The organism is Seonamhaeicola sp. NFXS20 (assembly GCF_049132085.1).
Classification (GTDB): domain Bacteria; phylum Bacteroidota; class Bacteroidia; order Flavobacteriales; family Flavobacteriaceae; genus Seonamhaeicola.
This window is the reverse complement of the sequence record NZ_JAFMPU010000005.1, coordinates 126035-138618: the sequence shown is the minus strand read 5'-3', so window position 1 is coordinate 138618 and position 12584 is coordinate 126035. Positions and strand designations below refer to the sequence as shown.

12 protein-coding genes are annotated in these 12584 nt (G+C 31.0%); 5 read left to right on the top strand and 7 right to left on the bottom strand.

What is annotated here, in order from left to right:
* Window position 1: 1 nt before the first annotated feature.
* Window positions 2-1624, bottom strand: a complete 1623-nt coding sequence (gene pafA, locus J1D01_RS09300; protein WP_421150635.1) for an alkaline phosphatase PafA — start codon at window positions 1622-1624, stop codon at window positions 2-4.
* A 111-nt stretch (window positions 1625-1735) separates the two neighbouring features.
* Here pafA and J1D01_RS09295 point away from each other — a divergent pair, with 111 nt between their 5' ends.
* Both J1D01_RS09295 and J1D01_RS09290 read left to right on the top strand, forming a co-directional pair.
* Window positions 1736-2473, top strand: coding sequence for an MlaE family ABC transporter permease (locus tag J1D01_RS09295; protein ID WP_372935059.1), 738 nt, complete (start codon window positions 1736-1738; stop codon window positions 2471-2473).
* Complete coding sequence (locus J1D01_RS09290; protein ID WP_372935061.1) at window positions 2473-3240, top strand: ABC transporter ATP-binding protein; 768 nt, start codon at window positions 2473-2475, stop codon at window positions 3238-3240. Before J1D01_RS09295 ends, J1D01_RS09290 begins: the two co-directional genes overlap by 1 nt.
* A gap of 3 nt (window positions 3241-3243) precedes the next feature.
* Here J1D01_RS09290 and J1D01_RS09285 read toward each other — a convergent pair whose 3' ends face one another.
* Genes J1D01_RS09285 through J1D01_RS09270 form a run of 4 tightly spaced genes read right to left on the bottom strand, consistent with a single transcriptional unit; the run spans window position 3244 to window position 6788 of the window.
* Window positions 3244-3642 (bottom strand): RDD family protein, encoded by a 399-nt coding sequence (locus J1D01_RS09285; RefSeq protein WP_372935063.1) that lies wholly within the window; start codon window positions 3640-3642, stop codon window positions 3244-3246.
* Window positions 3643-3659: 17 nt separating this feature from the next.
* A complete protein-coding gene (locus tag J1D01_RS09280; protein ID WP_372935065.1) occupies window positions 3660-5105 on the bottom strand; it encodes a DUF389 domain-containing protein in 1446 nt (481 codons plus the stop codon).
* A gap of 2 nt (window positions 5106-5107) precedes the next feature.
* Window positions 5108-6187: a mannose-1-phosphate guanylyltransferase gene (locus J1D01_RS09275; protein ID WP_372935067.1), complete on the bottom strand. Its 1080-nt coding sequence runs from the start codon at window positions 6185-6187 to the stop codon at window positions 5108-5110.
* On the bottom strand, window positions 6180-6788 hold the full coding sequence (locus tag J1D01_RS09270) for a SprT-like domain-containing protein (protein ID WP_421150634.1): 609 nt from the start codon (window positions 6786-6788) through the stop codon (window positions 6180-6182). Before J1D01_RS09270 ends, J1D01_RS09275 begins: the two co-directional genes overlap by 8 nt.
* 283 nt (window positions 6789-7071) lie before the next feature.
* Here J1D01_RS09270 and J1D01_RS09265 point away from each other — a divergent pair, with 283 nt between their 5' ends.
* From J1D01_RS09265 to J1D01_RS09255, 3 genes are read left to right on the top strand one after another with little or no spacing between them, the layout of a single operon-like run.
* On the top strand, window positions 7072-8514 hold the full coding sequence (locus tag J1D01_RS09265) for a circularly permuted type 2 ATP-grasp protein (protein WP_421150633.1): 1443 nt from the start codon (window positions 7072-7074) through the stop codon (window positions 8512-8514).
* Between the two features lie 12 nt (window positions 8515-8526).
* Window positions 8527-9450: an alpha-E domain-containing protein gene (locus J1D01_RS09260; protein ID WP_372935073.1), complete on the top strand. Its 924-nt coding sequence runs from the start codon at window positions 8527-8529 to the stop codon at window positions 9448-9450.
* A gap of 9 nt (window positions 9451-9459) precedes the next feature.
* The gene (locus J1D01_RS09255; RefSeq protein ID WP_421150632.1) at window positions 9460-10413 is read left to right on the top strand and encodes a transglutaminase family protein; all 954 of its coding nucleotides are present in this window, start codon (window positions 9460-9462) and stop codon (window positions 10411-10413) included.
* 32 nt (window positions 10414-10445) lie between these two features.
* On the opposite strand, the gene J1D01_RS09250 is transcribed toward J1D01_RS09255, so the two are convergent.
* Together J1D01_RS09250 and rlmN are read right to left on the bottom strand one after the other, a co-directional pair.
* A complete protein-coding gene (locus tag J1D01_RS09250; protein ID WP_372935077.1) occupies window positions 10446-11423 on the bottom strand; it encodes a polyprenyl synthetase family protein in 978 nt (325 codons plus the stop codon).
* 106 nt (window positions 11424-11529) lie between these two features.
* Window positions 11530-12570, bottom strand: a complete 1041-nt coding sequence (gene rlmN / locus J1D01_RS09245) for a 23S rRNA (adenine(2503)-C(2))-methyltransferase RlmN (RefSeq protein WP_372935079.1) — start codon at window positions 12568-12570, stop codon at window positions 11530-11532.
* Window positions 12571-12584: the final 14 nt, after the last annotated feature.

Below are 12584 nucleotides of genomic sequence, written 5' to 3'. Positions count from 1 at the left end.
TTTATTCTAAAACAAACTCTAATGGTTGACCACTAGCTCCGTTAGGAAAACTAATTCCTAATAAAGCTGAAATAGTTGGTGCAATATCTGGAATAACTGTTTTTTTGTATGTTTCACCATGCTTAATACCCTTACCAAAAAACAACAAAGGTACATGCGTATCGTAATTTAAGCCACTGCCATGTGTTGAACCTGTTAGAGAATATGAAATATATGCAGGATCTGGAATAATTAAAATATCTCCAGAGCGTTTTTGATTAAAACCGTTGTGTAATAAAGCTTCAATACCTGTAGTATATTCGTTTGTACTTAAAGCATGGGCCGAAAACACTTTATACACATGTTTATAGTTAATAATTTCATTAACAATAGCCTCTTGAACTTCAGCTAAATCTAACCCAAGTGATTTAATTTTTTCTCTATTCAAAAAGATTTGATTATTACTAACGTTTTCAATTAAATCTTCTGCTTTAAATTTATTTACCATAAAGGCTTTTAATTGCTCTTTTGCTTCACCGTTATTTAAATACCCAGATGGTATTTTTACACTTTTTAAATAACTAGGCACATTTACAGCTCCATGGTCTGATGTTAAAAACACCGTGTAATTTCCTTTTCCAACTCTTCTATCTAGTGCTTTAAAAATACGCTCTAAATCTTTATCTAAACGCAAATAGGTATCTTCTATTTCTTTTGAGTTTACTCCAAAATTATGCCCTATATAATCAGTACTTGAAAAACTTACTGTTAAAACATCAGTATATTCATCTTTACCTAATGCTTCATTTTTTATGGCTTCAATAGCAAAATCTGCAACAATACTATTACCGTATGGTGTTGATTTTAAGATATCAAAACCACCGTTTAGCCTATTCAATTTCTTTAAATCATACGGAAAAGTAGCTGTTTTTTTTCCTGTAAATCCGCGCTCATAATCATTTAAATCACTTCCACTCTCTTTATAGGTATCTATTTTATATAGTGTATTCCATTCTTTTAAATAAGATTTTATCTTTTTAGAGTTATTAAATTCTTTTACCCATTCTGGCAAATCTTTCATATAATAAGTACTTGAGATAAACTTTCCTTCACTTTTACCTCTAAACCAATAAGCGGCATTTGCAGAATGACCAGCAGGTAAAATAGCACCTCTATCTTTTACAGAAATACCAATACTTTTTCCGCGCATTTGTGTAAACAAACGGTTTTCATCTGCAAAAGTGGTTGTTTTCATACGTTGTGGTGACATTTTTCCATCGTTAGAAGTTGTACCTACAGATTCAACCGTGTCATCTTCGGCACAATACACCATTTTCTTTTCATATTTATCATACCAATTATTGGCTATAATTCCGTGAGTTTTGGGTGTAGTACCAGTAAAAACAGAAGCGTGTCCAGGCCCCGTATAAGTAGGTATATAATTATAATGGTTGTTTTTACAATTAAAGCCCTCATTTATCATACGTTTAAATCCACCATCTCCAAATCTGTCTTCAAAACGTGTTAAATAATCATAACGCATTTGGTCTACCACAATGCCAACAACCAGTTTAGGTTTTTTTTCTTGTGCTACAGATGGTGTAGCTAAAACTAACGCTAATAAAAGTGTAATTAAGTATTTCATTTTAAATTTAGATTTTATCAACTCCAAAAATACACATATTAATACATCATTATTTAAAATTAAAGTTAAATACCTCTAAGTTTTTTTTACTTTAGCAGTAACATTTTATTTATGAAGTATCTCCATAATATTGGCAAATATTTTTTAATGGTTGCAGAAATGTTCCGCAAGCCCACTAAATGGTCTGTTATGAAAACATTAATACTAAAGGATATTGATGATTTAATAATTGGCTCTTTAGGAATTATAGCTTTTATTTCATTTTTTGTAGGAGGTGTTATCACCATCCAAACTGCGTTAAACATTGAAAACCCATTAATACCAAGATATTTAGTAGGTTTTGCAACAAGGCAATCTGTAATTTTAGAGTTTGCACCAACATTTACCTCTATAATTATGGCAGGAAAAGTGGGTTCTTTTATTACCTCTAGCATAGGGACCATGCGAGTTACAGAGCAAATAGATGCTCTAGAAGTTATGGGTATAAATTCTTTAAACTACTTAGTTTTCCCTAAAACTATAGCTTTATTATTGTACCCATTTGCAATAGCTATTGGTATGTTTTTAGGTATACTTGGTGGTATGGCTGCATGTGTGTTTGGAGGATACACCAGTTTAGAAGATTATATACTAGGGCTACAAACAGATTTTGACGGTTTTCACGTTACCTATTCTTTTATAAAAACCTTTGTTTTTGCTTTTATTTTGGCTACAATACCTTCATTTTATGGATATTATATGAAAGGCGGAGCCTTAGAAGTAGGTAAAGCTAGTACTACTGCTTTTGTATGGACATCAGTAGTTATAATTCTATTAAATTATATTTTAACAGGCATGATGTTAGGCTAATGATAGTAGTTGATAATTTACATAAATCATTTGGTGATACCGAAATTTTAAAAGGTATAAGTACCACTTTTGAAAAAGGAAAAACTAATTTAATTATAGGACAAAGTGGTTCTGGAAAAACCGTTTTTTTAAAATGTCTTTTAGGACTTTTTCCTTATGAAAAAGGCACTATTTCTTTTAGCGGAAAAGTATTTTCTGAACTTTCTGAAGCTGAAAAACGAAATTTAAGAGCCGAAATAGGGATGGTTTTTCAGGGAAGTGCTCTTTTTGATTCTATGACCATTGTTGAAAATGTGATGTTTCCGTTACGAATGTTTACTAAAATGAGTAAAAGTGAAATGGAAGATCGAGCCGATTTTGTTTTAAAACGCGTTAATCTGCCTGATGCTCATTTTAAAATGCCTAGTGAAGCCTCTGGTGGAATGCAAAAACGTGTAGCCATTGCTAGAGCCATAGTTAACAACCCAAAATATTTATTTTGTGACGAACCAAACTCTGGTTTAGACCCTAAAACAGCTATTGTTATTGATAACCTGATACAAGAAATTACAGATGAATATCAAATTATAACGGTTATTAATTCTCATGACATGAACTCTGTAATGGAAATTGGCGAAAAAATTGTTTTTCTAAAAAATGGTAAAAAAGAATGGGAAGGCTCTAATAAAACCATTTTTAAAACCGATAATCAATCGGTAACCAATTTTGTGTACTCATCTAACCTGTTTAAAAAAGTACGCCGAATGTATTTAGAAGAAAACGACTAGTTATTACTTTTTGTAGTTTAAAACTACCGATCCTCCAACAAAATCATGAATAGCTTTACCTTTTTCGCTATTACGGATGGTTAGCAATGAAACCCAACCTAAAAAAAACTTAAAAATAAACCTTAAAATTGCCCTGAGAAAGTTTACGTTTTTACTTTCATTGTTTTCTCTTTTAACCTCTATATCATTAAAAAAATGCCCAACGGTAGCTCCAAACATTGAGATTAAAATAGGTTCATACATTAAAAAGATAAAAATAAAAACTGTTATTCTAGCATAATTAGGAACGGTTCCTATAGCATTAAAAACCCAAGAAGCCAAATACATTAAAACTATCAAAACTATACTATCAATGATAGCTGCTTTTACCCTTGTAAATAGTTTTGCGTATTTATTTTCCATTAAAGAAATTTGGTTTATTAATCTCTTTTTATCTCTACATTTTTTAGTTTCAGTTCCTTTTTAATCCAAGTAAGAAGTTCTTTTTCTTTAATAGAAATGATACTATCTTTTAAAGAAGTATTCCATTTAACACTAGCTAATGCAACAGTATCTGCATTTTTAAAATCATTAGACTTTAGCATTTTAGCAAAACCAAAAGATTGCAAATCGGTGAATTTAATCTTAGCATCTTTGGCAAGGTGTGTAAAATCATCAACGTTTAACATGCCTTTATTTGAGTTAAGTACTTCAATTTCTTTTTTCAAATTAGTTATAACGCTATCTCTTTCTTCAATTGTCATTAACGCTTTATCATATAAATCCATTAAACGTTCTGCACTTACATTTTTATTTCCGTTAATAACTAAGCTAAAACCTTTAATATTCTCATATTTATTAAGTTCATTTCTTAAATCAGTCTCTGTAGCTTGATTTATTTCACCGTTAAAATATAATGTAATTCTATTGTTTTCTGGATCTAGTTTTTCTCTTTGAAGCCAAAGTGATTCATTAGACTCTATTTCATCTGTTAAAAATAATTTGTATTCATTTTCCATTTGGCTTTCTTTAAAGACTTTAACAAAAGTATAAATAGGCCAAACCATAACTAAAATAGCAATTAACAATGCTAACCTAGAAATATTTCTGCGTTTTTTAGAGTTGGCATAACGCAACATAGGAAAACGCAATAACTTTAAAACAAGAAATGTGGCTAAAGCAATAAAAATAGTGTTAATGCTAAACAAATACATGGCGCCTCCAAAATAATCAAAGTTACCTTTTGCTAACCCATAACCAGCAGTACACAAAGGAGGCATTAAAGCTGTAGCAATAGCAACACCAAATATTACAGAAGCAATAGTTCCTTTTTTAGTTCTGGCAATAATTAGTGCCAAACCACCAAAAAAAGCAATTAATACATCTCTTAAGTCGGGTTTAGTTCTACCTAAAAGCTCTGATGTTTCTTGGCTTCCTAACGGAAAAAATCTAAAAAATAAAAAGGCTGTAATTAAACTTAACACTATCATAACTGCTAAGTTTATTAGAGATTTTCTAAGCGTATCAATGTCATTTATGGCTATTGATAGCCCCACACCAAGAATTGGTCCCATTAGTGGTGAAATTAACATGGCACCAATAACTACTGCTGTTGAGTTAGCATTTAACCCAACTGATGCTACAAAAATAGAACAAATTAAAATCCACGCGGTAGCACCTTTAAATGGAATATCGCCTTTTATTGCCGCAATAGTAGCGTCTCTATCGGTATCTTCTCTAAAGGCTAATAACTCACTTAAAAATTGCTTAATGCTTTGAAATAAACCTTGTGCATCCTTCTTTATAGCTTCTTTACTTTGAGCTACTGCTTCATCTTTTTGAGAAACTTCTTCTTCAGAGAAATTAAATTTACTTTCTTCACTCATGTTTAACCATATTGTTCTCCAAATTTATCTTTAACTTTTTGGAGTGTTTTCTTTATATCTTGTTCTTTTGATTTGGGAAAGATAAGCAAAACTTCATCTTTATCAACAATAATATAATCTTGTAAACCATCAACAACTACAATTTTATTTGCTTTGGTTCTAATCATATTTCCTGTGGCATCATCAACAAGCGTTCTAGAATTAACTACGGCATTTTTGTGTTCATCTTTATCTAATTTATCGTACAAACTTCCCCAAGTACCAAGGTCGTTCCAGTCAAATTCAGCAGCAATTACATAAACGTTTTTAGATTTTTCCATAATGGCATAGTCTACCGAAATATTTTCTGCTTTTGGATAATTTTCTTCAATAAAAGCCGCTTCTGAACTGGTATTATACGCAGACATTCCTGATTTGAAAAGCTGGAATAATTCGGGTTGATTTTTTTCAAAAGTATTTACAACCGTTTTAACATTCCACATAAAAATACCTGCATTCCATAAAAAATTTCCTTGTGCAATAAACTCTTTTGCAGTGGCATAATCTGGTTTTTCTCTAAACTGGTTTACAGATTTTATAATTTGGTTTGAGGTTTTATCAAACTCAATATACCCATACCCTGTATTTGGGAATGTTGGTTGAATACCCAAAGTCATTAAGGCATCATTATTTGAACAAAACTCAAAGGCTTGTTCTACGTTTTTTGAGAAGGTTGCTTCATCTTCAATCCAATGGTCACTTGGAGCCACAATCATAACCGCATCTGGATTTTCTTTTTGTATTTTTAATGATGCATATAAAATACAAGGTGCTGTATTTCTCATAGCAGGTTCTAAAACAACTTGACGTTGTTCTACATCAGGCAACTGTTCTAAAACTAAATCATTGTAACGCTCGTTTGTTAAAATGAATATGTTCTCTTTAGGTATTAATCTTGCTAATCTTTGAAATGTTTTTTGAATTAAAGTATCACCGGTTCCTAGCATATCGTGAAATTGCTTTGGAAAATCTTGTGTACTTACTGGCCAAAATCTTGATCCTACACCTCCTGCCATTAAAATAGCGTAATAATTTTTATTCATGGTATTCTTTTAGTGGTTCTACTTCTGCATTTGGGTTAAAAAGATACAACTTTCCTGTTTTAAGTTCTACACATTCAAAACGTTTTGTTCTTTTTTTTCCTTTTTTAAATACTTTTCCATTATATAGTTTAAAAACACTATTCAAAGGTAACTGAAACACAAATGTTTTATCATTATGCTCATCAAACTGTTTTAAGGCTAATGCCAATGTTGTGTCTGTATCACTAGATGCTTTTGGGTTTTTAAAATGAGTTGCTAAAAGTGGCAACAAAGTACTAGGAAACACTTGAGGATTTAAAAACGGCAACATTAAATGTTGAAAGGTTTGTTTCCACTCAACTCCGTGAGGTTTTATAAATCTACCATATTTTTTATACGCCTCAAAATGTGCAATCTCATGAATTAGTGTTATTAAAAACCTATACTTATTAAGGTTAGAGTTTACGGTTATTTGGTGTTTTCCGTTAGGTAACGGTCTGTAATCTCCGTGGCGTGTTTTACGTTCATTTTTAATTTTAATTACTAGATTATCATGCTCTAATAGTTTTAAAACTTGTGCTAAAGCAGATTGCGGAATATATTCTTGTATTAAGGTTTGCATTTAGTGTAAAAATACAGTAATTCTTTCATGTATAAATATTGGTTTTGTATGAAATTAAAATATGTTAATAATTTATATATATGCCTTCATACAAAAGATTCTGTATTTATTAAAAATCATAAATTAGTCCATATCAAATTAAACAAATAATAATTATTGTTAATTTTTTTAATTAAATTCAAAAATATTAACAATAATTAAACAAAAACAAGTAATAATTTTTTAAAAATATTTAACTTAACTGAATATTGTTTAACACACACTATTAATTTAAAGAGCGCATATGGTTAACAATAATCTGTTTTCATCTTACAACCAACTTCCCAATACCTGGGATGAAATGTATAACCATAAAGAAATAGTTAGACAGCCCTATGAAAAGATTACTAATTTTTTAAAAAACACGTCTTCTGACAATCTTTTTAAAAAAGAAGAATTAGCTAAACAGTTGTTTATGAGTCAAGGGGTAACCTTTACTGTTTACAATGATAATGAGGGTATTGAAAAGATATTTCCGTTTGACATTATTCCTAGAATTATAACCGCCTCAGAATGGAGTAAAATTGAAAGAGGCATTAAACAACGTATTACTGCACTAAATTTGTTTATAAGAGATATATACCATGATCAATTTATTATAAAAGATGGTATTATTCCTGCTAACTTAGTTTACTCCTGCCCTAATTTTCTTAGGGAAATGAAGAATGTAGAAGTACCTTATGATATTTACACCCATATTTCTGGGGTAGACTTAATTAGAAATAACGACGGAGAATTCTATGTACTTGAAGATAACTTAAGAACACCCTCTGGTGTAAGTTACATGCTTGAAAATAGAGAAATCTCAAAACGAATTTACCCTGGTATTTTACCACAAAACCAAATAAGAAGTGTATCTAATTACCCTAATATACTTTACAAAAAACTCAAAGAACTGTCAGATCAAGCTAACCCTAACGTAGTACTACTAACCCCTGGTATTTATAATTCTGCCTATTATGAGCACACAACATTAGCAAGACTCATGGGGATTGAATTAGTAGAAGGAAATGATTTAGTGGTTAACGATCATTTTGTGTACATGAAAACTACAAATGGGTTAAAACGTGTTGATGTAATTTACAGAAGAATTGATGATGATTTTTTAGACCCCTTAGAATTTAATGCTTCTAGCGTATTAGGAGTAGCTGGTATTATGGCTGCTTACAGAAAAGGCAACGTTAATATTGTAAATGCTCCAGGTACTGGTATAGCAGATGATAAAGCTATTTACATTTATGTACCAGATATGATAAAATACTATTTAAATGAAGAACCTATTTTAAATAACATAAAAACTTACCAATTAAAAAACCCAGATGAGCTTGAATATGTTGAAAAAAACATTACCAATTTAGTTATTAAAAAAACAGATGGAAGTGGTGGCTATGGTATGCTTATGGGGCATGAAGCTAGCGAAAAAGAAATAGAAGACTACCTTAAAACAGTTAAAAAGAATCCTTCTAACTTTATTGCTCAACCTATTTTAAGACTTTCTACAGCACCTTGTTGTATAAATGGTATATTGGCCCCTAGATGTATAGATTTAAGACCTTTTGCCATATCAGGAAGAGATGGAATAGAAATTACCCCAGGGGGGTTAACTAGAGTTGCATTAAAAGAAGGATCATTGGTTGTTAATAGTTCCCAAGGTGGTGGTAGTAAAGACACTTGGGTTATTCAATAAAAAAACAAAACTATGCTGAGTAGAGTTGCAAATAACCTTATATGGTTAGAAAGATATATGGAACGTGGCAATGGCATTTTAAGCTTGCTTAAAGTTAATTATTCTGCAAATCAAGATGCGCCAAAATTGTTCTCTTGGTCTCCTATTATTGAAAATTATGCCGGAGGTATCAATTTTCTCACAGAAGACCCAATTGAATGTATAGATTTTATGGTTTTTAAAACAGAAAACCCAAACTCTATCATAAATATTGTTAAAAAAGCTAGGGAAAATGCTAGAAGTGTACAAGAGCACATATCAAGAGAGTTATGGCTTTGTATTAATAATTACTATCATTTTGTAACCAACCCCAACCTCCCTAATAAACTTAAAGAAGAAGACCCCATTATTTTTTTAGATAACCTTCAGGCATTTCATTTAATGTTTTATGGTTGTATGGATGTAACACAAGAAAGAGGTACTTCCTATTATTTTATGAATGTTGGTAAATATTTAGAACGCGTTATCCAAATATCAGATTTTACCGCTTTAAAACTCATTGAAATTGCTAAAACCTCTGATAGTTTAGAACGAAGTGTTTTTTGGAAAAACCTATTACTCTCAATTGGCGGATATCAACTTTATTTAAAAAAGCACAAATCGGCTTTTGAAGAAAAACATATTATCACTATGGTGTTTCAAGACAAACTATTCCCTAGATCTCTGTATTACAGTATTAACAAACTTAACAGACATATAAACATGCTTATTGACGCCAATGAACTTAAAAAAAATAATATAGATTTTTTACTAGGTAAGCTAGAAAGCACTATAAAATATACCACTATTGAAAGTATTAATGAGCAAGGTCTTAATAACTTTATTGAAGAAATTAAAGAAGACATTAGAAACATTTCTTTCTCAATAAATACGGTATATTTTTCACATTCTAATTAATACAAATTTATGCCTAAGTTTTATATAAAACACCTTACTAAGTATACATATAGCAATCTTGTATTTGACGGCGCTAGCCAAATTATGCTATACCCAATAGAGAACGAGTTTCAAAAAGTAGTTTCACAAAAAATAGTTGTAAATAACAATCCGAAAATTGAAACTAGAACCGATTTTTATGGCAATACCGTAGGTACATTTATGATTATAGAACCTCATGATTATCTTTCTATACTTTCTGAAGTTGAAGTAATAACCAATGAAATAGATTTACCAAATAACTCTGCTCCCATACAAAAACAATGGGAAGAACTAAAATCTTTAAAACATAACCCAGAGTTTATGGATTATTTAAAATACATAACTTTTGATGGTACTGATGGTATTTCAGAACTTATAAAAACCAAAGATTTAAACAAGATATCTCCCTACAATATTGTACTTGAGTTTAGTGAATACATTTACAATAATTTTAAATACATAAAAGGGGTTACTGGTGTAGACTCAAAGCTAGACCATGTTTGGAAATTAAAAGCAGGTGTTTGTCAAGATTTCACAAATATTTTACTGCAAAAGGTTAGAATGCTAGGTATTCCAGCGCGTTATGTTAGTGGTTATATTTGCCCAAATGAAGAAGGCTCTCGTGGTGAAGGAGCTACTCATGCTTGGGTTGAAGCTTATATTCCATTCTACGGATGGCTAGGTATAGACCCAACCAACAATACCATTGCTAATCAATTCCATGTAAAACTAGCAGCCGGTAAAAACTATAAAGATTGCGCACCCGTTAAAGGTGTTTTTAAAGGTAATGTTAATGATTATTTATATGTAGAAGTAAAAGTTAGTTCTGTTAAAAATGGAAATGACAAATTTGAACTTCCTGAAGAAAAACAACCTAATTCTGAGAAGAACAGCTACCAGAAAAATTTAGAACTCATTCAACAACAGCAGCAACAGCAATAACTTCTTTTTAAAAACCTGTATACATTTATAGGTTACTTCTTTCTATCTATTACATAATTAACCATAAGCTCTAATGAGTTTCTATACTCAGACTCTGGATAGCTTTTAAGAATAGTAAGTGCTTCTTCTTGAAATGCCTTCATTTTTTTAATAGCATAATCTAAACCACCATTATCTTTCACAAAAGCAATTACATCTTTTACACGTTTTTTATCTTTATTATGGTTTTTTATAGAATTAATTAACCAACTTTTATCTTTTTTTGAGGCGTTGTTTAATGTATAAATTAAAGGTAATGTCATTTTTTGTTCTTTAATATCAATACCTGTAGGTTTTCCTATTTGGGTATCACCATAATCAAACAAATCATCTTTTATTTGAAATGCCATCCCTATAAGTTCCCCAAACTTTCGCATTTTTTCAACATCATCAGAATCTGGTTTAACCGAAGCAGCACCTAAACTACAACAAGCTGCAATTAAAGTTGCTGTTTTCTGCCTAATAATTTCATAATAAACAGCTTCTGTAATATCAAGTTTTCTGGCTTTTTCAATTTGAAGCAGCTCACCTTCACTCATTTCTCTAACTGCTATAGAGATAATTTTTAGCAAATCAAAATCATTATTATCAATAGAGAGTAATAAACCTTTTGATAATAAATAATCACCTATTAATACCGCTATTTTATTTTTCCAAAGAGCATTAACCGAGAAAAAACCTCTACGCCTATTGCTATCATCAACCACATCATCATGCACCAATGTAGCCGTATGAATTAATTCTATTACCGAAGCGCCACGATAAGTACGTTCACTCACCTCTCCGTTTGATACCAGTTTAGAAACTAAAAACACAAACATAGGGCGCATTTGCTTCCCTTTGCGGTTTACAATATAAGTTGTAATTCTGTTTAACAAAGCAACTTTGCTAGACATGGATAATTGAAACTTTTGTTCAAAAAGATCCATTTCAAAAGCAATTGGCTGTTTTATTTGCTCTACTATCTTCAAATTTTTCTTTTAAGAGAAACCAAATATAATACTAATTAGGTAAATAAAATGGCGCTTTCGCGGAATAACCTTTTAATTTAATACTATAAAAAATGATGAAAACTTTCTAACTTTTGTTAGCTAACTGTCCGCAAGCTGCATCAATATCTTTCCCTCTACTTCTGCGCACGGTAACGGTTATGTTATTAGCCTCTAAAACATTTTGATACATCTCTATAGCTTCTGTATTTGCTTGTTGAAATTCGCCATCATCAATAGGGTTATATTCTATAAGATTTACTTTACTTGGAGCAAACTTACAAAACGCAACTAAAGCATCTACATCTTTACGTTTATCGTTTATATCCCTCCAGACCACATACTCGTAAGTAATTCTATTTTTAGTTTTAGCGTACCAATGTTGCAAAGCCTCTCTTAAATCTTTAAGCGGAAAGTTTTCATTAAATGGCATGATAGAACTTCTAACCTCATCTATAGCAGAATGTAATGATACGGCTAATTTAAACTTAACCCCGTCATCGGCCATTTTTTTTATCATTTTTGGAACACCAGAGGTAGACACCACAATGCGTTTTGGCGACATACCTAAACCTTCTGGAGAAGTTATTTTATCTATAGCTTTTAACACATTATTATAATTCATGAGTGGTTCTCCCATACCCATAAAAACAATATTACTAAGAGGCCGGTTGTAGTAAAGTTTACTTTCTTTATCAATGGCAACTACTTGATCATAGATTTCATCTGGGTTTAAATTACGCATACGTTTTAAACGTGCGGTAGCACAAAATTTACAATCTAAACTACATCCTACCTGACTGGAAACGCAAGCAGTTGTTCTTGTTTTGGTTGGTATTAGAACCGATTCTACTATTAAACCATCATGCAATCTCACAGCATTTTTAACCGTACCATCGTTACTACGCTGCATGGTATCTACCTCTACATGGTTAATTACAAAATGGTTTTCTAGCATATCTCGAGTACTTTTTGATATGTTAGTCATATCATTAAAAGTATGAGCAGATTTTTGCCAAAGCCACTCATATACTTGATTACCACGAAATGCTTTATCGCCCTGATTTAAAAAGAACTCTCTTAACTGTTCTTTTGTTAAAGCTCTTATATCTTTTTTGTTAATTGCCATATATTTTGCAAAAA